Annotated in this window: 16 protein-coding genes; 13 read left to right on the plus strand and 3 right to left on the minus strand. The window is 72.6% G+C overall.

Features of this window, described 5'->3' with window-relative positions:
* The 5 genes from ACJJVL_RS04875 to ACJJVL_RS04895 all read left to right on the plus strand — a co-directional run.
* Positions 1-319 (plus strand): HNH endonuclease signature motif containing protein (locus ACJJVL_RS04875; RefSeq protein WP_405217196.1); only part of this gene is annotated, 319 nt, incomplete at its 5' end.
* A 160-nt stretch (positions 320-479) separates the two neighbouring features.
* Entirely contained in the window at positions 480-833 is a 354-nt protein-coding gene (locus ACJJVL_RS04880; RefSeq protein ID WP_405217197.1) for a TfoX/Sxy family protein, read from the plus strand.
* 27 nt (positions 834-860) lie between these two features.
* On the plus strand, positions 861-1,814 hold the full coding sequence (locus ACJJVL_RS04885) for an aldo/keto reductase (RefSeq protein ID WP_405217198.1): 954 nt from the start codon (positions 861-863) through the stop codon (positions 1,812-1,814).
* Positions 1,815-1,896: 82 nt separating this feature from the next.
* Positions 1,897-3,000, plus strand: coding sequence for an S-(hydroxymethyl)mycothiol dehydrogenase (locus ACJJVL_RS04890; RefSeq protein ID WP_405217199.1), 1,104 nt, complete (start codon positions 1,897-1,899; stop codon positions 2,998-3,000).
* Positions 2,997-3,617: an MBL fold metallo-hydrolase gene (locus ACJJVL_RS04895; RefSeq protein ID WP_405217200.1), complete on the plus strand. Its 621-nt coding sequence runs from the start codon at positions 2,997-2,999 to the stop codon at positions 3,615-3,617. Before ACJJVL_RS04890 ends, ACJJVL_RS04895 begins: the two co-directional genes overlap by 4 nt.
* A gap of 42 nt (positions 3,618-3,659) precedes the next feature.
* On the opposite strand, the gene ACJJVL_RS04900 is transcribed toward ACJJVL_RS04895, so the two are convergent.
* From ACJJVL_RS04900 to ACJJVL_RS04910, 3 genes are all read right to left on the minus strand, one after another.
* Positions 3,660-4,583: an LCP family protein gene (locus ACJJVL_RS04900; protein WP_405217201.1), complete on the minus strand. Its 924-nt coding sequence runs from the start codon at positions 4,581-4,583 to the stop codon at positions 3,660-3,662.
* A 152-nt stretch (positions 4,584-4,735) separates the two neighbouring features.
* A complete protein-coding gene (locus tag ACJJVL_RS04905) occupies positions 4,736-6,457 on the minus strand; it encodes a gamma-glutamyltransferase family protein (RefSeq protein ID WP_405217202.1) in 1,722 nt (573 codons plus the stop codon).
* A gap of 9 nt (positions 6,458-6,466) precedes the next feature.
* Entirely contained in the window at positions 6,467-8,587 is a 2,121-nt protein-coding gene (locus tag ACJJVL_RS04910) for a heavy metal translocating P-type ATPase (protein ID WP_405217203.1), read from the minus strand.
* A 134-nt stretch (positions 8,588-8,721) separates the two neighbouring features.
* Between ACJJVL_RS04910 and ACJJVL_RS04915 the strand changes: the two genes are divergently transcribed.
* From ACJJVL_RS04915 to ACJJVL_RS04950, 8 genes are all read left to right on the plus strand, one after another.
* Entirely contained in the window at positions 8,722-9,813 is a 1,092-nt protein-coding gene (locus ACJJVL_RS04915) for a DUF4192 family protein (RefSeq protein ID WP_405217204.1), read from the plus strand.
* Entirely contained in the window at positions 9,803-10,987 is a 1,185-nt protein-coding gene (locus tag ACJJVL_RS04920) for an FAD-dependent oxidoreductase (RefSeq protein WP_405217205.1), read from the plus strand. Before ACJJVL_RS04915 ends, ACJJVL_RS04920 begins: the two co-directional genes overlap by 11 nt.
* A 61-nt stretch (positions 10,988-11,048) precedes the next feature.
* Positions 11,049-11,891 carry a PP2C family protein-serine/threonine phosphatase gene (locus tag ACJJVL_RS04925; protein ID WP_405217206.1) on the plus strand — a complete coding sequence of 281 codons (843 nt, stop codon included), beginning with the start codon at positions 11,049-11,051 and terminating at the stop codon, positions 11,889-11,891.
* On the plus strand, positions 11,891-13,252 hold the full coding sequence (locus ACJJVL_RS04930; RefSeq protein WP_405217207.1) for a serine/threonine-protein kinase: 1,362 nt from the start codon (positions 11,891-11,893) through the stop codon (positions 13,250-13,252). The genes ACJJVL_RS04925 and ACJJVL_RS04930 overlap by 1 nt, the downstream gene beginning before the upstream one ends.
* The gene (locus ACJJVL_RS04935) at positions 13,249-18,972 is read left to right on the plus strand and encodes an Ig-like domain-containing protein (RefSeq protein WP_405217208.1); all 5,724 of its coding nucleotides are present in this window, start codon (positions 13,249-13,251) and stop codon (positions 18,970-18,972) included. The genes ACJJVL_RS04930 and ACJJVL_RS04935 overlap by 4 nt, the downstream gene beginning before the upstream one ends.
* Before the next feature lie 17 nt (positions 18,973-18,989).
* Positions 18,990-19,940, plus strand: a complete 951-nt coding sequence (locus tag ACJJVL_RS04940) for an AAA family ATPase (protein ID WP_405217209.1) — start codon at positions 18,990-18,992, stop codon at positions 19,938-19,940.
* A gap of 1 nt (position 19,941) precedes the next feature.
* Complete coding sequence (locus tag ACJJVL_RS04945; RefSeq protein WP_405217210.1) at positions 19,942-21,120, plus strand: DUF58 domain-containing protein; 1,179 nt, start codon at positions 19,942-19,944, stop codon at positions 21,118-21,120.
* Entirely contained in the window at positions 21,117-23,264 is a 2,148-nt protein-coding gene (locus ACJJVL_RS04950; RefSeq protein ID WP_405217211.1) for a transglutaminase family protein, read from the plus strand. Before ACJJVL_RS04945 ends, ACJJVL_RS04950 begins: the two co-directional genes overlap by 4 nt.
* Positions 23,265-23,272 lie beyond the last annotated feature (8 nt).

Consider the following 23,272-nt stretch of genomic DNA (forward strand, 5'->3'; position numbering starts at 1 on the left):
CTGCAACAACCCCGTCAGCCGCGCCGACACCGACCACACCCGCGCCTACGCCGACGGCGGCACCACCGCCCTCGCCAACCTCGCCCACCTCTGCCGACGCCACCACACCATGAAGCACGCCACCCGCTGGGCCGTCCAACAACTCGCCGACGGCATCCTCGAATGGACCAACCCCCTCGGCGACACCTACCGCGACGAACCCCAACCCCAAGGCCCACGCTTCACCAGCACGAGAACCACCGACGACCGGCCACGAGGCACCCACGAACGCGGCGAACCCGAGCAATCCAACGCGCCACCCGCCGCCATGCCGTTCTGAAGGGCGCAGTCGACACAGCGCGCAACCGCAACCGCAGCCTCCTGGCCCGCGCGCTCGGCAGATCCCCTCGCCCGCCGCCCCCTGAGTCCAGCGTGTCGAGGCCGGTCGCGGCTCGAGATCCGGACCCCACGCGATCCGGGGGGCGTGGCATGCTCGCCGCATGACGAACCGACCGGAGACACTCGAGCGCATCCGCGAGGCCTTCGAGCCGCTGCCGATCCGACTGCAGCCGATGTTCGGCGAGCAGGCAATCTACTGCGATGACCGCATCTTCGGCTTCGTCTGCGACGACACCCTGCTGCTGAAGCTGGTGCCAGAAGCAGCGGAGCTCACCGAGCACCTGCCGCGCGGTGAGGCCTACCCGGGGTCGAAGCCGTACGGCATCGTCGATGATGACGCGATGGACGACATCGACTGGCTGCATGAGGTCGCGCAGACGATCGCCGCGACACAGCCGCACAAGCCTCGCGCGCAGTCCGCGAGGCGGTCGAAGGCGGCCGGCGACGGCCGATGATCAGGGTGCGCTCGCTAGCCTGGGGGCATGACGCGCACACTCGGATCCAGCGACATCCAGGTCTCACCGATCGGGCTCGGCTGCAACAACTTCGGCCGCCGGGGCACCCGCACCGAGGACCAGTCGGGCACCGACGCGGTCATCCACGCCGCCATCGATCACGGCATCACGCTGTTCGACACGGCAGACATCTACGGCAACCCGGCGACGACGTCCGAGACGCTCATGGGCGTCGCGATCGCGAAGGCCGGCAGTGCCGCCCGCGACCGCATCGTGCTCGCCACCAAGTGGGGCCACCAGGATCTCGCCGTCGAGGGCACGGAGGCGTGGGGCGCGAAGGGTGCGCGCGGATACATCCGCAACGCCGTCGAAGCATCGCTGCGACGGCTGCAGACGGATCGCATCGATCTCTACCAGATGCACACGCCCGACCCGGAGACGCCCATCGAGGAGACCGTCCGCGCGCTTGACGAGCTGGTCGCCGAGGGCAAGATCCGTGCCTATGGACATTCCAACTTCTCCCCGGAGCAGATCGCAACCGCCGCCGCGGTCGAGACGCAGAACGGCTTCGTCTCCGCGCAGGACGAGTACTCGCTCGTTGCCCGCGACGTCGAGCGCGAGGTGCTGCCCGCGGTGCTCGAGACCGGCATCGGCTTCCTGCCCTACTTCCCGCTCGCCAATGGGCTGCTCTCCGGCAAGTACTCGGGCGGCACGGGTCCGGCCGATGGGCGGTTGACGGCGCTCAAGCCGCAGCTGCTGGATGGCGTCGACTGGGCGCGCATCGAGCAGTACGAGCGCATCGCCCGCGACGCTGGTCGCACGATGCTGGAGACGACCTTCCAGTGGCTGCTCGCGCAGCCCGCCGTCACGAGCGTCATCGCCGGCGCGACCAGCCCAGAGCAGATCGCGCAGAACGCAGCCGCCGGCAACGGATCGCTCGACCCCGCGACCGTCGAGGAGATCGCCGATCTGTTCGCCTGAACGGGGCTCGCTTGCGGGTTTCGATCTCCATGAGATTGCATGGAGCCCTCCCCACCTTCCGGGCCGATCGAGAGGACCAGCCATGCAGCAGGTGAAAGCCGTCATCGCACGGACCAAGGGTGCGCCCGTCGAGGTGACGACGATCAACGTTCCCGACCCGGGCCCAGGGGAGGCCGTGGTGCGCGTGCAGTCCTGCGGCGTCTGCCACACCGACGTGCACTACCGCGAGGGCGGCATCAACGACGACTTCCCGTTCCTGCTCGGCCACGAGGCCGCGGGCGTCGTCGAGGCCGTGGGCGAAGGCGTCACCACGGTGTCGCCGGGCGACTTCGTGGTGCTCAACTGGCGCGCGGTCTGCGGCAGCTGCCGCGCGTGCAGCCGCGGAGAGCCGCAGTACTGCTTCAACACCGCTAACGCGAAGCAGAAGATGACCCTCGAGGACGGCACGGAGCTCTCGCCCGCACTCGGCATCGGGGCGTTCGCAGAGAAGACCCTCGTCGCTGCCGGCCAGTGCACCAAGGTCGACCCCGATGCCCGGCCCGCGGCCGTCGGCCTGCTGGGCTGCGGCGTGATGGCAGGGCTCGGCGCCGCCATCAACACCGGCGAGACCACGCGCGGCAGGTCTGCAGCGGTGATCGGCTGCGGCGGTGTCGGCATGGCCGCCATCGCCGGTGCGGCCCTCTCCGGCGCGAGCCCCGTGATCGCCGTCGACATCGACGCCAAGAAGCTCGACCGGGCGCGCGGCTTCGGGGCCACGCACACGGTCGACTCATCGAAGCTCGACCCGGTGGAGGAGATCAAGCGCATCTGCGCCCAGGTCTACACCGGCGCGGAGGGCGCGGATGTCGTCATCGAGGCCGTTGGCCGCCCGGAGACCTGGAAGCAGGCGTTCTACGCGCGCGACCTCGCGGGCACCGTGGTGCTGGTCGGCGTGCCGACGCCCGACATGCGCGTTCCCGACCTGCCGCTCATCGACGTCTTCGGCCGCGGTGGTGCGCTGAAGTCGAGCTGGTACGGCGACTGCCTGCCCAGCCGCGACTTCCCCATGCTCGTCGACCTCTACACCTCGGGCCGGCTCGATCTCGACGCGTTCGTGTCGGAGGAGATCGGCATCGATGACGTGGAGTCCGCATTCGAGAAGATGCATCACGGTGAGGTGCTGCGATCGGTGGTGATGTTCGCGTGAGCGCTCGCGTGGACCACGCGGTGGTCTCAGGAACCTTCTCGCTCGACGGCGAGACGCACGAGGTCGACAACAACCTGTGGGTGGTCGGCGACGACCGCGAGTGCGTCGTGATCGACGCCCCGCACGACGTCGACGCCATCATGGCGCTCGTGGGGGAGCGCACCCTGCGTGCGATCCTGCTCACGCACGCTCACGACGACCACTGCCGTGTCGCGCCGCAGCTCCGCGAGCGCACGGGCGCCCCGGTGATGCTGCACCCCGCCGACCGGCCGCTGTGGGAGCTCACCCATGCGCCCGAGGGCCGCGTCTGGGACGTCGACCTCGACGACGGGTGGGAGATCACCGTCGGCGGCATCACGCTGCGCGCCATCCACACGCCCGGGCACGCGCCCGGTGCGGTGTGCTTCTGGGCACCCGACCTCGGGGTGCTGTTCAGCGGCGACACCCTCTTCGAGGGCGGCCCCGGTGCCACCGGACGATCCTTCAGCGATGAGGCGCTCATCAAGGCGTCGATTCGGTCGCGGCTGTTCGAGCTGCCCGGGGAGACGGTGGTCCACACCGGCCACGGACCCGACACGACCATCGGTGCCGAGAGGGCAGCCCTCGGCACCGCTTGAGAGCGCGCGGGCGCGCTGCGTCAGGCTGCCGGGTGCGCCCGGTCAGTACTCCGTGCCGTAGCGATCGATGTACGGCTGGATGTCGCCTGCCCGCAGCGCGTCGCCCAGGGCCGCGGTCTGCGCCAGGTCGACCGTGTTGACGGACTGCCCACCGACCGTCCCAAAGCCGGTGATCGGCGCCATGAGGCTGACGACGTCGCCGCGCTCGAGGTTCTGGCTCAGATCGCTGAGCGCGATCATGTCGTCGATCGACAGCTCGCCGGTGATCTTCAGGCGGTCGGCGAAGTGGCCGAACACCTTGACGAGCTCTGCCGGGTTCGCGGCGGCGATCTCATCGATGCGCTCCATCATGCCGATCACGGCGGCGCGCTGCCGCTCGGTGCGGTCCAGGTCGCCCTGCGGCAGGCCCTTGCGCTGGCGCACGTAGATGAGGCCGTCGGTGCCCGCGAGGTGCACGGGGTCAGCGGTGAAGTCGACCACTCGGCCGGTGCTGTTGACGGTCACCCGCGTGGGATGCTCGTTCTCCGCATCGAACCCCTCGAGCGCGCGGGTCAGCGCGATGAAGCCCTGGAAGTCCGCCTGCACCACATAGTCGATCTCGAGACCGCCGAACATCGACGACACGGTCTCGGTCATCACCGATGTGCCGCCGCGTGCGAACGCGGAGTTGATCTTGCCGGAGCCGAGGCCGCCGGCGAGCGGGACCCAGGAATCGCGCGTGATCGACACGAGCGAGAGCGACTCGCGATCCGCCGAGATCTGCGCGAGCATGATCGCATCCGCCTGCCCGGTCATGCTGCCGGGCGTTCGCGAGTCGGTGCCCAGCAGCAGCGCGGTGACGGCGCCCTCCGGCAGCGGGTCAGCGGCGGCGGTCGGTGTCGGGCTGGGCGTGGGAGTGGGCGTCGGTGACGGAGCGACCGCGCTCGGCGTCGGCGACGTCGTCGGCTGCGGCTCCTGCTGGGGCACGCATCCTGAGAGCGCGAGTGCCGCCACCACCGTCAGGGAAGCCCATCGAGCCGCGCGCGTGCGGCACCGTGTCGTCGACTGCATCCGTCGTCGCTCCCCGTCTCGAACCGTCTGCCTCGACGAGGCTAGCGCCTGCTCGGGCGAGCTCCGTGCTACCGGACCACCGCGTAGCCCTGCTCGCCCCGAGGGTTCGCCGCCGCCCGGATCGTGCCGTCGGCGTCGTACGACGCGAACGACAGGCGACCGAGCGACCAGGGTCCCGCATCGGTCACGTCGTGACCGCGGCGACGGAGCTCCGCGATGGTCGTCTCGCCCAGCCGCGACTCGACATGCAGGCCGGCCGGCTCCCACACGCGCGGCTCGAACGAGGAGACGAGATGCGTGGTGTGCCAGGCCGGGGCGTCGATCGCCGACTGGGGTGTGAGGCCGAGCACGCGCATGCCCAGCAGCATCGAGAGCTGCCACTGATCCTGCTGGTCGCCACCCGGGGTGCCGAGCGCAGCGACCGAGCCGTCGTCATCGACGAGCATCGTCGGCGACAGCGTGGTGCGCGGGCGGATGCCGGGGGCGAGGCTCGTGGGCAGGCCCGGTTCCAGCCACAGCATCTGCGCTCGCGTGCCCAGGCAGAAGCCGAGCTCCGCGATCGCGGGGCTCGACTGCAGCCAGCCGCCGGACGGGGTCGCCGAGATGACCATGCCGTCGCGGTCGACGACATCGACGTGGCAGGTGTCGCCTCGGGTCGGCTCACCGGCGCCTTCTGGCGTCTCGGCCTCGTGCACGGTCTGCACCGCAGGCATCCGAGGCTCGCCGCGCAGCGCCCCCGGTCGCAGCTCGCGCGATGCCTGCGCGCCGATGCGTGCGCGCCGCTCGGCGAGGTAGTCGGGCGCGAGCAGCCGCGACAGGTCGGCGCCGTCGCCGAACCAGGCATCGCGATCGGCGAAGGCGAGCTTCGCCGCCTCGGTCGCGACGTGCACGAGCTCCGCGTCGAACGCATCCGCCGCCGCCGGCAGCAGCGGCTCGAGCATGCCGAGCTGCGCGAGCAGCGCCGGACCCTGCGACCAGGCGCCCACCTTGTGCACGGTGGTGCCGCGCCACGGCAGCGACAGCGTCTGCTCCCACGTCGGCCGCCAGGCCGCCATGTCGTCACCCGTCAGCAGTCCCGCGTGCGCGTCGCCCGAGGAGTCCATGCTGGCGACGCGGCAGTGGCGATCGATCGCCTCGGCGACGAAGCCCTCGCTCCAGGCGGCGATCGCCGCGTCGCACGCGGCCTCGCGCTCCTTGCCGCGACCGGCATCAGCGAGGCGCCGATAGGTCTCGGCGAGCGCGGGATTGCGGATCACGGCCCAGTCATCGGGGGCGGGATCGGCCCAGAGCCGCGCGGAGGCGGCCCAGTGCTCGCGGAAGAAGTCGGCACGGCCCGCGATCGTGCGGGCGACCCGAGGCAGCACTCGGTGGCCCCGGTCGGCGAGCTCGATCGCGAACGACAGCACGTCGGCCGGCGCCCAGCTGCCGTGCTCGCGCAGCAGCGTGAGCCACGCCGGCACGGCGCCCGGCACCACCGCGGGGAGCAGGCCGGTGCCGGGGATGTGCTCGATGCCGTCCGCGCGCATCGCCTCGATCGTGGCTGCAGCGGGCGTCACGCCCTGCCCGCACAGCACGCGAGGCTCGGAGCCGGGCACCCGCACGATGAGCGGCAGGTCGCCGCCGGGACCGTTGAGGTGCGGCTCCACCACGTGCAGCACGAAGCCGGTCGCGACGGCGGCATCCGCGGCGTTGCCGCCGCGCTCCAGCACGGCCATCCCGCTCGACGATGCGAGCCAGTGCGTGGAGGCGACGGCGCCGAAGGATCCGGTGAGCTCTGGGCGAGTGCGCATCACCCCACGCTAGCGATCCGCGAGCACCCGCTCAGCAGAGTGTGCGGGATCGAGGTCGAGCCGACGCAGCAGCTGCGCGTTGAGCGCCACCACCACCGTCGACGCCGACATGAGCAGCGCGCCCACCGACATCGGCAGCACGAAGCCGATCGGCGCGAGGATCCCGGCGGCGAGCGGCACCGACAGCACGTTGTACCCGGCCGCCCACCACAGGTTCTGCACCATCTTCTTCGCGCTCTCCCGCGAGAGCTGCACGACCGACAGCACGCTGCGCGGGTCGGAGCTGGCGAGGATCACATCCGCTGACGCGATCGCGACATCCGTTCCCGCACCGATGGCGAGACCCACGTCAGCGCGAGCGAGCGCCGGCGCGTCGTTGACCCCGTCTCCCACGAACGCCACCGTGCGGCCCTCGGCCTGCAGCTGCGCGACCTCACGCTCCTTGTGCTCGGGGCGCACGCCCGCAGACACCCGGTCGATTCCGAGCTCCCGTGCGACCGCCTGTGCGACGGCCTCGGCGTCGCCCGTGATCATGCCGACCTCGACGCCCAGCGCGTGCAGCGCATCCACCGCCTGTCGCGACTCGGCCCGGATCTCGTCGGCCAGCCGCAGCGCGCCCGCCACGACGCCGTCGATCACGACGTGCAGGATGATCGCGCCCTCCTCACGCCACGCCTCGACCTCCGGCAGCTCGCTCGCTCCCTCCTCGTCGAGCATGTGGGGTCCGCCGACGCGCACGCGCCGACCGTCGACGGTGGCGGTGACCCCGACGGCAGGGGAGGAGGTGAAATCATCCGCCTCGGCCACCGTCAGCCGGGCTCGCTCTGCCGCCCTCGTGATCGCCCTGGCAAGCGGATGCTCGCTCGGCGCCTCGGCGGCGGCTGCGAGGGAGAGCAGTCCGTCGGTGTCGCCGTCGACGGCGATCTGCTCGAGCACGGCGGGCTCGCCAGCGGTGAGCGTGCCGGTCTTGTCGAACAGCACGATGTCGACCCGCCGCATGGTCTCGAGTGCGAGCCGGTCGGCGACGAGGACGCCGCCTCGTGCCGCGCGCTCGGTCGCGATCGACACGACGAGCGGGATCGCGAGCCCCAGGGCGTGCGGGCAGGCGATCACGAGCACGGTGACCGCGCGGATGACCGCCGCGTCGGGCTGGCCGACGGCCGTCCAGACGACCGCGGTGATGATGGCGGCGCCCAGCGCGAACCAGAACAGCCATCCTGCGGCACGGTCGGCGAGCCGCTGCGCCTTCGAGCTCGAGGCCTGCGCGTCGGCCACGAGTCTGCGGATCCCTGCCAGTGCGGTGTCGTCGCCGATCGCATCGACCCGCACGCGAACGCCGGAGTCGGTCGCGACGGTGCCCGCCACGACCCGGTCGCCGACACCGCGGGCGCTGGGTCGCGACTCCCCGGTGATCATCGACTCGTCGAAGCTCGCGGAGCCGTCGACGATCACGCCGTCCGCGGGCACGCGCGCGCCCGGTCGCACCATGACGACGTCGTCCAGCTGCAGCTCGTCGGGGGCGACCCGCTCGGTGCCCCCATCGACGACGCGCTCGGCCTCGTCGGGCAGGAGCGCCGCGAGCGAGTCGAGCGCCGATGATGTCTGCGCGAGCGAGCGCATCTCGATCCAGTGGCCGAAGAGCATGATGGTCACGAGCAGCGCGAGCTCCCACCAGAACTCCAGCTCGTGGTCGACGAGGCCGAGCGACGAGGCCCACGATGCGACGAACGCGACGGTGATCGCCAGCCCGATCAGGAGCATCATGCCGGGCTTGCGCGCCCTGAGCTCGTCGACAGCACCGGTCAGGAAGGGCCGGCCGCCGACGACGTAGAGCACCGTGCCGAGCACCGGCGAGGCCCACGGCAGCCATGGCCAGTCGGGCAGGGTGTATCCCACGATCGACGCGAACATGCCGCTGAGCAGCACGGTCGGCACCGAGAGCGCGAGCATCCACCAGAAGAGGCGTCGGAAGATCGCGACGTGACCGTCGTGGCCGCCGTGGCCGCCGTGCGTCGCGTCGCCGCCGTGCGTCGCGTGGCCGCGGTGATCAGCGGACGCATCGCGGGCTGCAGCTGCGATGTCGGAACGCTGATCGTGCTCCTGCGAGTGGGGTTCGTGTGTACCGCTCATGCCCAGACCATATACCCCCTAGGGGTATGCAGCAAGCCCCGTGCCGACGCGGCCTCGGGCATCGCGGCAGCGGCTCTCCACAGGTCGCTGCAGCCTGCCGCGGCGGTATCCCGTCATGTCGCATGCTCACGCGCATGGACACCGTTCGCATTCGCACCCCGCAGTCCCTCCTCCGTGTGCTGCCGCGCCTGGTGGGGCCGCTCGCCCCGCCCTCGCTCGTCGTGCTGCCGTTCACGGCTGGCCGCTCGGGCATGCCGATGATGCTTGACCTGCCGGGTCCGCGCGACGTCGCGGTCACGGCGAACACGATCCTCACGGCCATGCAGGGCGGCGAGGCTGTGGTGCTCATCGCGTGCCTCGGCGCTCCGCTCGGCGCCGGTCCGCTGCCGCTGCGCAGCGAGCTGCGGCGCGTGTGCGAGCGGCTCGGCAGCTGCGGCGTCGTGACGCTCGACCTGCTCGCGCTCGCTCCGGACGCCTGGGGCGACTACGCGCATCCCGATGGCGCGCGCGGCCCGCGCGCCGAGCTCGACCTGCTCGAGGACCCGCTGCCGGGGGTGCCGCTGCCCGCATCGATCCCGGGCGTGCCGGGCGACGAGGATGGTGCGGCGATGCGAGCCGTCGCGGAGCGGCTCGAGCACCTCGAGCCCGAGGTGCTCGACACCGCACGTGCCGACCCGATCGCGGCGCTGGAACGCGCGGTCGCGCTCGCAGCGCACCTGGAAGCGGGGTCGGAGACGGGCGATGCGGCGGCAACCAAGACGGCGGCCGCGGCGGCGACTGCGGCGGCGATCGCGAGCGCGCTCGTCGAGAGCCCCGCGATGCGGGACCTCGCGATCGAGCTCGCGATCGATGGCGAGGACGCCGCAGCCAGAACGCTGGCCGCGATCGAGCGCGGCACGCCGCTCGCCGTCGATGCCGCCGCCACCCGCTTCCTGGGGATGGGGCCGGCACCGCAGGCGGCGGTCCTGCACGACCGGCTGCGCCGCTGGACGACGATCGCCGCAGCCGTGCCGCTCGAGTCGCGCGCCCCGCTGCTCGTCATCGTGGGCTTCCTGCAGTTCTTCGTGGGCAGGGGCCGAACCGCGGGCCGCTGCGCCGAGCTCGCGATGGTGATCGACCCGTCACTCACGATGGCGCCGCTGCTGCGCGACATCGTCGATGCGAGAGGAGCGCCCGACTGGGTGCTCACCCAGCGGCGGGAGGTACCGTCGCGGCATGACGACTGAACACGTGCACGACGTCCTCGTAGTCGGCGGCGGCAACGGCGGGCTCTCGGCGGCCGCGCACCTGCTGCGCCGGGGGAGCAAAGACGTCGGCCTCATCGAACCGGCAGACCGGCACGTCTACAAGCCGCTGCAGCACTACGTCGGCACAGGGCTGGCCGACTTCGACGAGCTGGCCAGGCCGCAGGCCTCGCTGATCCCCGACGGCGTCGCGTGGCATCGCACCGCGGCCGTCTCGATCGACCCGGTGCAGCGGATCGTCCACTGCGCGGACGGCAGCAAGGTGCGCGGCCGCGACATCCTGCTCGCACCGGGCGCGCGCATCGATTGGGACCTGCTGCCGGGTGCCGAGGCGGCCCTCGCCGAGGGCACGGCCATCACGACCTTCGTCGACGGCGCGCTTGGCGACGCGCGCACGCGACTCGCCGGGATGACGGGCGGGCGGGCGATCTTCCACGTGCACGACCAGCCGGCCTCGGGGCAGGAGACGGCGTTCAAGCCGCTCTTCATCGCCTGCGACATGTGGCAGTCGGCGGGGGTGCTCGACCGCATCCACGTGGTGCTGGCGCACGAGGGCGCGCGGTTGCATGCCGTGGAGGCGATCGAGCGCGAGATCCGCCGGCACCTGGATGACTACGGGGTCGACGTCCGGCTGGCAACGCGCATCGAGCGCATCGACGGTGCCGACGTCACGTTGACCGGACCGGATGGGTCCGGCGTGGAGCGCGCCGAGCTCGTCGCACTCCATCCGCCGTACGCCGCGCCGGCGATGATCGCCGATTCCGGACTCGACGGTCCGGGCACCGGCGGGTTCGTCGCGATCGACCCCGAGACGCTCCGCCACCGGGTGCACCCGCGCATCTGGGCCGTCGGCGACGCCGCCGATCTCGGCTCCGGTCGCACGGGTGGAGGGCTGCGCCAGCAGGTGAAGATCGCCGTCGAGAACATCCGGCGCGCTCGCGGAGGCATGCCGCTGCAGCGCTACGACGGGTACACGGTCGCGCCGATCGCGACCGCGAGACGCAGCCTGTCCTTCGGCGAGTACGACCGCGCGCTGCGCGTGCGCCGCAGCCTGCCCGTGCCCGACCAGATCCGCTCCACGCCCGTGTGGCACCTGCTCGACCGGTACGCGCTGCCGCAGGCCTACTGGCATCGCATCCTGAGGGGCAAGCTGTAGCTCCGACGCTCTCCCGCGGGCGATGCGCGCCGAACGCCCGAGGCATGGGAGACTGGAGGGCGTGACCCATATCGGAGCGGCGACCGGCGAGTACGCCACACAGGGGCCTGAGGGCAGTCGGTTCGCCGTGCGCTGGGCGGGCATGACCGACACCGGCTTCCGCCGCCAGCACAACGAGGACTCCCTCGTCACGCAGCCGCCGATCTTCGCGGTCGCCGACGGCATGGGCGGTCACTCGCACGGCGACCTCGCGAGCCAGGCGGTCGCGGAGCAGCTCGGCGGGCTGCGCGGCATGGACGCGGTCGAGCCGATCGACGTCGTCGATGCGCTGCGCAACGCGACCGACGCGATCGAGAAGCTGGGCGAGGGGGATGGCGCCGCGGGCACGACCGTCACCGGCTGTGCCTTCGCGCTGCACGACGGTGCGCCGCACTTCGCCGTCTTCAACGTCGGCGATTCCCGCACGTACGCGATGCTCGGCGAGCGCCTCACGCGCATCACCATCGACCACTCGGTCGTGCAGGAGCTCATCGACGCCGGCCTGCTCACGGAGGAGGAGGCGGAGACGCACCCGGAGGCGAACGTCGTCACGCGCGGCGTCGGCGCCGGCATCGACCCCGTGCCCGACTACTTCCTGCTGCCGATCATGCCGCAGCTGCGCCTGCTCGTCTGCTCCGACGGCCTCACGAAGGAGGTGCGCGACGTCGACATCGAGCGCGTGCTGTCGGAGCACGAGGATCCCGCGGCCGCCGCGAGCGCACTGGTCTCCGCCGCGCTCGACAGCGGCGGTCGCGACAACGTGACCGTCATCGTCATCGATGTCACGAAGGCCCCGACCGTCGACGATGTCGACCGCACGGTGCCGCGCACGACGCTGCGCGACGAGGAGACCAGGCGGTCCTGATGGCCAGGCGGCTCCCCTCTGCGCCGCCGGTCCTGCCCGGCTTCTCGCACCTCCACGTGCTCGGCACGGGCGGGTATGCCGATGTCTTCCTGTACGAGCAGGCGCTGCCGCGACGTCCGGTCGCGGTGAAGGTGCTGCTGGCAGAGCTCGTCGACGAGGAGGTGCGCAGCGCCTTCCGCTCGGAGGTCAACCTCATGGGTCGGCTGTCGTCGCACCCGGGCATCCTCACGGTCTACGGTGCGAGTGTCGCGAGCGACGGCCGGCCGTACCTCGTGATGGAGCTCGCGAGCCCCGACCTCGCCGAGCGGTTCCGCACCGAGCCGCTCGCCCCAGAGGCGGCACTGCGGATCGGCATCCGCATCGGTGCGGCAGTCGAGACCGCCCACCGCGCCGGCGTGCTCCACCGCGACATCAAGCCCGCCAACATCCTGACGACCTCATTCGGGCACCCGGTGCTGAGCGATTTCGGCATCGCGGGTCTGCAGCACGACGCCTCGGAGGCTGCCGGCATCTCGGTGCCGTGGGCGGCGCCGGAGGTGCTGCGGGGCGAGACGGGCGGGACCGTTGCGACCGAGGTGTGGTCGCTGGCCGCCACGATCTTCTCGCTCGTCGCCGGTCGCAGTCCCGCGGAGCAGCCGGGCAGGGCCAATGACCACGATGCGCTCAGTGCCCGCATCATGAACCACGACCTGCTCCCATCGCGCAGCATCCCGCAGCCCCTGCGTGCCGTGCTCGACAGGGCGCTCTCGGCGAAGCCGGGCGATCGCTTCGAATCGGTGCAGGCGATGCTGCTCGCCCTGCAGGGAGCGCAGCGCGAGCTCGGCTTCACCGAGACGCCGATCGAGGTGGAGGTCGATGCGTGGGCCGCCGCCGCGGCGCCCGAGTCGCTGCCGAAGGCCGACGAGGATGCCCTCCGCCTGCGGCAGCGCCGCTCGCGGCGCAGCGCCGGGATCACGGGAAGCCGCGTGGACATCTCGCAGTCGACCGGCAGGCGTCAGCCGCAGAAGCCCAAGCGCGTCGCGGTGGGCATCGGCGTCGGCGTCGCGAGCGTCGTCGTGCTCGGCATCGTCGCCGTCGCCGCGATGGCGCTCTCGAGCGTCTCGCAGCAGATCCCCGTGGTGGCCGAGATCGAGGCGGTGCCCGAGTCGGGCAGGGTCGTGTTCAGCTGGGCCGACCCCGGGCTCGTCGACACCGACACCTATCACGTGCGCGTGCCGTCGACCGGTGACGCGCTCATCCAGGGCGGCCGCGAGTTCTCGCTCGTGGGGACACCGGATGAACGGCTCTGCATCACGGTCGCGGTCAATCGCGACGGCTCCACGGGCGAGCCCACCGAGGCCTGCGCGGAGCCGCTGCCGTGAAGCGTCGCGCCGGTGCAGCGCTCGGCACCCTGCTCGCCGTCGGTGTCGTCGCCGGCGCGGTGCTGTCTCCGGGCTACGCGGCGGTCGAGCCGCAGCTCGACGGCTCGAGCGTGTGGATCGCGAACAACGAGGAGGGCGTGATCGGCCTGGCGAACACCGCCAATGCCACGATCGAGCGGGTTGTGCAGGTCGGGCATGCCGATGAGGCGCACAACGCGGCGGATGCCACCGTCATCGTCGACCGGGACGCATCCACGGTGCGGGTCGTCCAGCACGGTGCGACGCAACCGGGTCCGACGGTGCCGATCGCGCCGGGGGCGGAGGTGCACGCGCGCGACGACCGCGTCGTCATCACGTCGCCGTCGACGGGCGACGTCTGGCGCTCCACGACCGGCGCCCTCGCCGAGGGCGCGCCGCTGGGTGAGCCCGTCATCGCGCTCGGCCGCGGCGGCGTCGCGGTCCTCAGCGAGCACGACCTGGTCGCTGCGTCGCCCGGGCTGGGTCGGGTGCTGCGGGTCGATCGCGCGGGCGAGATCGTGGGGAGCGACCGCGCTCCGGTCTCACCGACGTCGCCCGCGCTGCAGCTCACGACGCTCGGGGACGACTGGGTGCTCTACGACGCGGGCTCCGGGGTGCTCTCGACCACCACCTGGCAGACGACGATCGACGCGACGGGCGTGCGTCTGCAGGAGCCGGGTGATGCCGGCTCCTCCGTGCACTACGCGACGGACGACTCGCTCGTGCGGCAGCCGCTGGGGATCGCCGCATCCACGGTGGTTGCCTCCGGTGCGAGCGGCGCTGCGGCGCGTCCGAGCGCGAACCGCGGGTGCCTGTTCGCCGCCTGGCTCGATGGCACGGCGTGGCGCTCCTGCGAGGGTGCCGAGCCGGTCGTCCTCTCCCTCGACGGCGTCGCGAGCGACGCCCAGCTGCGGATCCAGCAGCGCGGCAGCGCAACCGCGGCCGTTGACGCAGGCTCGGGTGACGCGTGGGCGCTCGACCATGACGGCGAGCGGATCACCGGCTGGCAGCTCGACGAGGACCAGCCTGCGCCCGAGACCCCCGCAGCAGGGGAGACGATCGCCGAGACGGTCGCAGCCGAGCCTCAGCCCCCGGTCGCCGTCGACGACGAGCTCGGTGCCCGACCCGGTGCCGTCACGCTGCTGCCGGTGCTGCTCAACGATTCGGATGCGAACGGCGATCCGATCGTGATCACCGATGCGACAGTCGAACGGCAGGACGCGTCCGTGAGCCTCACGCCGGACGGCAGGAGCATCCGGCTCGTCGCGCCCTCGGAGGGCGACGCGGTCGTCCGGTACGAGATCTCGGATGGCACGGCGACGGCGGTCGCGACCGCGTCCGTCGCGCTCCGCGTGGGCAACGAGGCGCCGGAGCTCGTGCGTCCGCAGCAGGCCACGCTGGAGGCAGGTGGTGACATCGTGCTCGACGCGCTCGACGGCTGGGTCGATCCCGACGGCGATGCGCTCGCGGTGGTCGCGGCCGAGGTCGAGGCGCCGGATCGAGTCTCGGTGCGCCCCGACGGCAGACTGGAGTTCCGGGACGGCCGGGCAGGCGCCCAGCGGGAGGTGCTCGTGACGGTCACCGACGGCACCGTGGAGTCGACGGCAGCGATCGAGCTCACCGTGCTCGCGGGCACCGTCCCCATCACCGCGCAGCCCGTCACGGCGACCACCCGGGTGGGCAGCGAGCTCCTGCTCGAGCCGCTGCTGGCAGCGCGCGGGGGCACCGGTGAGCTCAGCCTGCACAACGTGGTCGCGGAGGATCTGCCCGTCGAGGCCAGCTTCTCCGATGGCACGATCCGCGTCGCGCCGACCGAGTCCGGGATGCTGCGCTTCGCCTACGTGGTCTCGGACGGCGCATCGACGATGCAGGGGCAGGTGGCGGTGCGGGTGCTCGATGGCGCCGATGCGTCCTCGGCGCCCGTGACCCTCCCGATGCGTGCAGCGATCCCCGCGATCAGCTCGATCGAGCTCGACGTCGCAGACCTCGCCTACGACCCGGCGGGCGGCGTGGTCGCCCTCACGGGCGCCGGCACGGAGGTTCCCGGCGTGGAGGCGGCGGTGATCGACGGCGAGCGGCTGCGGCTGGAGCTCACGGACGACCTCCAGGAGGAGGCGAGCATCGAGTACACCGTGACCAACGGCATCACCTCGGCGACGGGCGTGCTGCTGGCATCGCAGGCGGGGGCGGCGGTCGTGCAGCCGCCCATCGCTCGCGACGATGTCGTCTCGGTGCGGCCGGGGGGTCTCGTGGAGATCCCCGTGCTCGCGAACGACGAACAGCCGGACGGGCTGCCGATCGAGCTCGACCCGCAGCTCGTCGCCGCTCCCGAGGCCGGCCTGCTGTTCGCCGACGGGGATCGGCTGCGGTACATCGCCGCCAGCGAGCCCGGCACGTACTCGGCCGCCTACGCCGTCATCGGACCGGACGGCCAGAGTGCGAGCGCGGAGGTGACGATGCGGGTCGTCGTGGCAGCGCAGACGACCAACGCGGCACCCGTCGCGCCCACGGTGGAGGCGCGTGTCGTCGCGGGCGCGAGCGTCGATCTCGTCCTGCCGCTGTCGGACGCTGACCCGAACGGCGACCCGGTGCAGCTGCTCGGCCCGTCGTCTGCGCCGGCACTGGGCTTCGTGACGCACCCGGGCCGCGCGACGCTGCGATACCAGGCGGGCGAGTACTCCCCGGGCACGGACGAGTTCCGCTACCGGATCAGGGACGACCTGGGGGCTGTCTCCGAGGGCACCGTGCGGGTGGCCGTCGTGCCCGCAGGGCCGGCGCTGCCTCCCGTGGTGGTCGCGGATGCGGCGCAGATGCGACCCGACTCGACGCTCGTCGTGCCGGTGCTCGACAACGACAGCGACCCCGCAGGATTGCCGCTCGAGATCGTCGGCGTCGAGGTCAGCACGCCAGGGGCTGCCGCCGAGCAGCGCGACGGCGCCGTGCTGGTCACCGCCAGCGCCAGCCCGGATGACATCGGCGTGCTCGTCACGGTCGAGAACGCCGCCGGGACCGCGTCCACGAGCTGGCTGCGGATCGACGTCGATCCGGCCGCGCCGCCGCCGGTGCCCGACGTCGATGACGTGCAGGTCGCCATCCAGTCGATCGCGGAGGCGGAGACCGTCGTGATCGATCCGCTCGCACACGCCTCGGTCCGCGATGGGCGCGCCGATGTGCTGGAGGCATCGGTGCCGATGCAGACCGAGGGCGTGACGCTGCGGGAGGACGGCGCGCTCGAGATCGCCGTCGGCGACCGCACGCGGTTCGTGCCGTACACGGTCGCGCGCACCGACGATCCGACCGCCTCGGCGACGGCGGTGATCGCGGTGCCCGGTCGCCTCGACGCGCTGCCGCAGCTGCGCGTGGGCGTGGCACCGCTCAGGGTCGAGGCCGGAGGGACGCTGGAGATCGCGATCGACGACGTCGTCGCCACCGTCGACGGCGACGGGGCCTTCATCACGGACGCCAGCACGGTCAATGCCTCACCCAGTGACGGCAGCAACCCCGTCATCGACGCAAGCACGCTGCGGTACGCGCCGCCCGCCGGCTACTCCGGGCCCGCGAGCATCGCCTTCGAGGTCACCGATGGCGCATCCCCCACAGACCCGGAAGGGCGCGTCGGCGCGATCGTGCTGCCCATCGAGGTCGTGCCGGGCGACGACCAGCCGCTGAGCGTGCTCGGATCGTTCGTGCAGCTGGAGCCCGGCAGCGCACGCGAGATCGATCTGGCGCGCGTGACGCGGGCGTCGGACCCTGCGCGGCTCGCCGATGCCGTCTGGTCGATCGACGGCGCAGTGCCCGACGGCTTCCGAGCGGCCGTCGACGGCACGACCCTTCGGATCGAGGCACTCGCCGAGACGTCCGCGGGCACAGCCGCCGAGATGCAGGTCGCGGTGCGCGACGCCGCGGGCGAAGGCGTGCCCGGACCGATCAGCCTCTCGGTGATCTCGACGACCAAGCCGAAGGTCGCGCCCGGCAGCGATGCCGTCACCGTGCAGCGCGGCCAGACCGCGACGGTCGATCCGCTCCTCAACGACGACGCATCGAACCCGTTCCCGGGATCACCGCTGCGCATCGCCGCGATCAACGAGGACGGCGCCGCCGCGCGCGGCGTCTCGGCGACGCTCGACGGCGACCGCGTCACGATCTCGGTCACGAGCGGCGCCGTGATCGGCACGACCATCGTGCGCGTGCTCGTGCTCGACGTCACCGGCGATCCCCGTCGCGGCGTCTGGAGCCCGATCGCGGTCACGGTGCAGGATGTCCCGGATGCGCCCGCGCCGCCCGTGCAGGCCTTCGACGAGCACGTTGACGGCGTCGTGACCATGATGATCGAGCCCCCGCCCGCGAACGGCAGCCCCATCACGGGGTACCGCATCGAGGGCAACGGCGTGTCCTACGAATGCGGCGTCGAGCCGCGCTGCCGCATCGAGGGTCTGCCCGCCGGCGTCGAGCTGCGGCTCAGCGCCGTCGCGATCAATGCCCTGGGCGCGAGCGACCGCTCCGCGCCGTCAGAGCCGGTGCACGCCGACCGGCGCCCCGCGATCGTCCAGGGCGTGCAGGCCGTGCCCTCCACGGATCCCGGATCCGTCCGCATCTCCTGGCAGGGGGTGCAGCAGCCGCAGGGTGGCACCGCCGTCGAGGGGTATCTCGTGCGCGTGACCGGCAACGGCGCGGACCGCATCGTCCGCACCGGGGCCAGCGAGCGCTCGAGTGTGGTCAGCGACCTCACGCCCGGGCTTGCCTACGGCGTCGCGGTCGCTGCGGTGAACGCCGCCGGTGTTCCCGACGAGGGATGGCGCTGGCCGAGCGCCCCGGTGCCGTTCACGGCGGTCGGAGAGCCCTCCACGACCGCCGTGCTCATCACGGATCGCACCGCGAGCACCGTCACCGCGACCTGGTCTCGCGTCGATGCCGGCGGTGCGTCGAGCGTCGGCTACACGATGCGGATCGTGCCCGTGGCCGACCTCGCCTCGCTCTCGTGCAGCAGCGCCGGCGGCGGGGCGCCGGCGGGCGGGGTGGGCCTCACGGGCTCGCGCACCGTGAGCGAGGGCTCTCGGGTAGTGGTCGCGGTCATTGCCGACAACGGCTGGCACTGCTCGGTCTCGACATCCGACCCTGTGTTCGGCAAGCCCGCGCCCGTCGATGCGTCGGCCGTCCGGGTGGCTGCGGGCCCCGGCCAGGTGCGTGACGACGCGCTCGACCTGCGGCTCACCGCGGTCCCGACCCTGCCGCAGGGGCAGTGGTTCGAAGCGCGCATCCGTCAGTCCCCGCAGGCCACGGAGCCGGTCTGGGCGCGGGTCAGCCAGGGGTCGTGGCTCACGCCGACGACCACGTCGTTCGTCTACGGGCGCACCGCCAGCGTCGACCTGCGGGTCTGCGCACCATCGGGCGCGGGGGACGGCTCGATCTGCTCCGACGGGACCGCCGTCGGCAGCGGCACCCCGCTGAACCTCGAGGCGACCGTCGACTCGTGCGTGCCGCTCGTGCCGCTGCGAGCCGGCGCGCCCGCCAACGCGTCGTCGACGATCCAGAGCTCGGTCGTCGCCTCCTACCGGGTCGACGGCGTGTGGAGCCCCGAGCAGCCGGCAGCAGAGCCGGTTCCGGCGGGGGCGACGCAGGTGAGGGCCTCTGGCGTCGTAACCTATCTGGAGTCCGGGCCCCACCGAGACCCCGTGCCGACTGTCGCGGGTTGCGGGCTGTGAGCAGGGAGGAGCCCGTCGTGCACGTCGATGTCTCGAGCGTCCAGGAGCTGGCGGAGCAGATCGTCGACCGCGTCGAGCGCGTGCTGGTCGGCAAGCCGCTCGCGGTGCAGCTCTCGCTCACCGCCATGCTCAGCCAGGGCCACCTGCTGATCGAGGACAATCCGGGAACGGGCAAGACCTCGCTCGCCCGCGCGCTGGCGGCCACGATCGACGGCACGGCCAGCCGGGTGCAGTTCACACCAGATCTCCTGCCCGGCGACATCACGGGCGTGAGCGTCTGGAATCAGGGTCGCAGCGAATTCGAGTACCGTCCGGGCCCGGTGTTCGCGAACATCGTGCTCGCCGACGAGATCAACCGAGCCAGCCCGAAGACGCAGTCGGCGCTGCTGGAGGTGATGCAGGAGGGGCACGTGACGGTCGACGGCATCACCCATCCCGTGCCGCAGCCGTTCATGGTGATCGCCACGCAGAACCCGATCGAGCACGCCGGCACCTATCAGCTGCCGGAGGCGCAGCTCGACCGCTTCGCGCTCAAGGCGTCCATCGGCTACCCCGATCACGCATCGACGCTGCGCATCCTCACCGATTCGGGCGAGGAGGTGCTCCCCGAGCAGATCGAGCCGGTGACGGACTCGCGATCGGTGCTGGCGATGGCGTCGACGATCCGCGGCGTCCACGTGGAGCCATCCATCGTCGACTACGTCGCGCGCCTGGTCGAGGCGACGCGCGAGGCCGACGAGGTTCGGCTGGGCGTCTCGGTGCGCGGTGCGCTCGCGCTCGTCCGCACCGCTCGTGCGTGGGCCGCCATCCACGGCCGGGACTACGTCACGCCGGACGACGTGAAGGCGCTCACCGTGCCGGCGCTCGCGCACCGCTTGGTGCTGCAGCCGGAGGCAGAGTTCGACGACGTGCGCCCCGAGAGCATCGTCCAGCAGCTCATGCTGACCGTGGCGCCGCCCAGGCGCTGAGATGCGCTGGGTCGACGGCGCGCTGCGCGCGATCACCCCCTGGGGGTGGACGCTGTTCGCTGTCGTCCTGGGCGGAGCGGTGCTGGCGCGCACCCTGGGATGGACGGAGGCGGTCGTGGCCGCCGTCGCCGCCGGCGTGCTCATCGTCGCGGCCGTTCCGTGGATCATCGGCGAGCGCTGGGCACGCGCGCGCATCGGTCTGAGTGCCGAGCGCGTGCCGGTGGGCGCGGATGCGCTCGCACTCGTCGAGGTCTCGCGCCCCACGCGCGCGGCGACCCCGAGCCAGGTCGACCTCGACATCGGCGACGAGGCGGCCGTGCTCGAGATCCCCGCCATCGAGGTCGGCGGGCGCGTCGTGCGCAGCGTGCCGCTCGACACCTCGCGCCGGGGCTTGCGGACCATCGGGCCGGCGACGATCATGCGCACCGATCCGTTCGGCGTGCTCGAGCGCCGGCATCGGCTCACCGAGTCGCGCACGCTCGTCGTGCACCCGCGCGTCGTGCGGCTGCCAGGGGGCGCCGGCGGCATCGTGCGCGATCTCGACGGCGAGGCGGCCGCCGAGCGCACCGCCGACGACGTGTCGTTCCACAGCCTGCGCGAGTACGCGCCCGGGGACGACCGACGGCTCGTGCACTGGCGCTCGAGCGCCCGCCACGGCACGCTGCTCGTGCGGCAGTTCGAGCCGTCCAGGCGCGCCGACACGCTCATCGTGCTCTCCACCGACCCCGCCGAGTACGACGGGGACGACTTCGAGCTCGCGCTCTCGCTGGTCGGCACGCTCGGGCTCGCAGCGATGTCGGATCGTCGCCGGCTGCGCGTGGTCGAGAGCCCGGGGGCCGATCGTGGTGAGGCCCCGGCGATCGACGCCGTCACGCGCGACCGACTGCTCGATGCGCTCGCGGTGCTCGAGCCGCGGCGATCGCACGGCATCGCGCCCGCGGCGCGCGCCGCTCGCGGCACCGCGTCCGGCAGCCTCGCCTGGCTCGTCACCGGCTCGAAGGTGCCGCCCCGCACGCTCCGCACGGCCGCGAACGGCATGCCGGCGGGCGTCGTCTCCGTCGTGGTCCGCGCCGCGGTCGGTGCGCTGCCGTCGCGCGCGAGACTGGGCGACGCGGATGTCGTGACGGTCGGCGCCATCGAGGATCTCTCCCGCGGCATCGGGCAGTCGAGGCAGCGATGATCCAGCGTGCCCCCGCCGTCGGCGTCCTGCTGCTCGCGATCGCGGCGGCCAGCGCGCCCATGTGGTGGATCTTCGGCACGCTGCAGCTCGTCGTCGCCCTCGGGGTCGTCGTGCTCGTGGGCGCTGCGATCGGCTGGGTCGGCGCGGTCCGCCGCTGGAGTCCGCTGCTGCTCATCATCGCCGGGCTCACCGCGATCGCGCTGCTCGCGGTGCCGCTCACCGCGCCCCAGCGCATCCCCGAGGGTGCGTGGCTGCCCGCCTTCGCCGACGCGATGGCCGCGACCGTCCTCTCGTGGCGACGGCTGCTCACGATCGGGCTGCCGGTCGGGATCGGCGATTCGCTGCTGATGGCACCCGTCGTGCTCGTGCTCGTCGCGACCGTCGTCGGCGTGTCCATCGCGCTGCGCTCGAAGCGTGCGGAGACCGCGGCGCTCGCACCGGCGCTCATCGGCGTGTGGTCGATCCTCTGGGGCCCGAGGGACCTGCCCGAGCCGTGGCTGAGCGGGCTCATCATGCTCGTGCCGATCGCGGGCTACGTCGCCGTCGTGCGGCAGGCACGGCGCCGCAGCCGCGCCCCGAGAGCGCTCTCCTCGCTCGCACGTCGCGTGGGGGCCGGCGTCCTGGTCGCCGCCCTGGCGGTCGGCGCCGCCTCGGCGGCCGGAGCGAGCGTCGAGCTGCCGGAGCGCATGGTGCTGCGCGGCGACAGCCCGACGTCGATCGAACTGCAGGGCGCATCGCCGCTGTCCGCGTATCGCGCCTACTGGTCGCCGGATGATCGCGCGGCCACGCAGCTGACCGCCACGGGCCTCGAGCCCGGTGACCGCATCCGCCTCGCCGTGCTCAATCGGTACGACGGCGAGGTGCTGGGCGTCGGACCGATGCCGTTCGAGCGCGTTGCCGCAGCCGAGCCCGGCGCGGGCCGGGTGATCGGCGTGACGATCGGGGAGCTCTCGACGCAGTGGCTTCCGGTCGTGGGCAGGCCGTCGGCGATCCGGTTCGTCGGAGCGCGCGCCGACGTGCTGGCAGCCGATCTGCATCGCAACGAGCGCCTCGGCGCCTTCGTCGTCGGCAGCGGCCTCGAGCGGGGCGACGGGTATCAGATGCTCTCGCGGCCGTCCGGCCGCGTCGTCGCGCCGGAGGACGTGGCCGCGCTGGAGCCCGCAGACCCGCGACAGGGTTCGGAGACGCTGCCGGACGCGATGCTCACAGCGCTGGCCGCCTGGACCGGCGGCGCGACGACGCCCGGTGCACGGCTCTCGGCAATGCTCTCGGGCATCCGCACCGACGGCTACGTCAGCCACGGAGTGGGCGACGAGGTGCCGTCACGGCCGGGTCATTCGCTCATCCGGCTCGAGGAGCTCTTCACCGAGCGCATGATCGGCGACGGCGAGCAGTACGCGACCGTCGCGATGCTGCTCGCTCGCCAGCTCGGCTTCGACGCGCGCGTGGTGGTGGGGTTCACCCCGACGATCGAGACCGGAGCGCCGACGACCGTCCTGGGGGCGGACGCCGCTGCCTGGATCGAGGTCCGCACGACCGGGGGATGGGCGGGGATCGATGTGCTGCCGGACGTCCGGCCCATCCCGGAGGAGGAGCAGCAGGCACCCGTCGTCGTCGAGGAGCCGCCCGTGCTGCAGGCACCCGCGCCCGCTCCCGGCGGGCAGGACGACGGTGCCGACCCGGCGGCGCCGAGCGCTCCCGCCGATGTCGATGACGGGGCGGCACGGCTGCTTCGGACCCTCGCTGCCATCGGGGGCGTGCTGGGGCTGATCGCGCTCATCGCGGCGATCCCCGTCGGACTCGTGCTGGCGAAGCTGGTCCGCCGCCGCCGTCGCCGCCGCGCGGATGCGCCGCGCGATCAGGCAGAGGGAGCGTGGGCAGAGGTCGTCGACGGTCTGCGCGATCGCGGCGAGACGCTGTCGCCGGTCGGCACCCGGCTCGAGCAGTCGGGCGAGGATCTGCGCATGCGCGAGCTCGCGCAGCGCGTCGATCGCGCGGTCTTCGCCGCAGCGCCGCCGACCCCGCTGGATGTGGCGACCGCCTGGGATCTGGGGGCCGCGGTGCTGAGCGATCGCGATCGGCGCGATGGGCGGCTGCGACCGCTGCTCGCGAAGCTCAATCCCGCGTCGCTCGTCCAGCGCTGAGGACGCTC

Source organism: Agrococcus sp. Ld7 (genome assembly GCF_045064095.1).
Taxonomy (GTDB): domain Bacteria; phylum Actinomycetota; class Actinomycetes; order Actinomycetales; family Microbacteriaceae; genus Agrococcus.

Coding starts and splice junctions, on each gene's coding strand:
- ACJJVL_RS04950 (WP_405217211.1), top strand. CDS start 21,117: ATGATCCAGCGTGCCCCCGCCGTCGGCGTCCTGCTGCTCGCGATCGCG.
- ACJJVL_RS04920 (WP_405217205.1), top strand. CDS start 9,803: ATGACGACTGAACACGTGCACGACGTCCTCGTAGTCGGCGGCGGCAAC.
- ACJJVL_RS04905 (WP_405217202.1), bottom strand. CDS start 6,457: ATGCGCACTCGCCCAGAGCTCACCGGATCCTTCGGCGCCGTCGCCTCC.
- ACJJVL_RS04915 (WP_405217204.1), top strand. CDS start 8,722: ATGGACACCGTTCGCATTCGCACCCCGCAGTCCCTCCTCCGTGTGCTG.
- ACJJVL_RS04885 (WP_405217198.1), top strand. CDS start 861: ATGACGCGCACACTCGGATCCAGCGACATCCAGGTCTCACCGATCGGG.
- ACJJVL_RS04890 (WP_405217199.1), top strand. CDS start 1,897: ATGCAGCAGGTGAAAGCCGTCATCGCACGGACCAAGGGTGCGCCCGTC.
- ACJJVL_RS04945 (WP_405217210.1), top strand. CDS start 19,942: ATGCGCTGGGTCGACGGCGCGCTGCGCGCGATCACCCCCTGGGGGTGG.
- ACJJVL_RS04910 (WP_405217203.1), bottom strand. CDS start 8,587: ATGAGCGGTACACACGAACCCCACTCGCAGGAGCACGATCAGCGTTCC.
- ACJJVL_RS04930 (WP_405217207.1), top strand. CDS start 11,891: ATGGCCAGGCGGCTCCCCTCTGCGCCGCCGGTCCTGCCCGGCTTCTCG.
- ACJJVL_RS04880 (WP_405217197.1), top strand. CDS start 480: ATGACGAACCGACCGGAGACACTCGAGCGCATCCGCGAGGCCTTCGAG.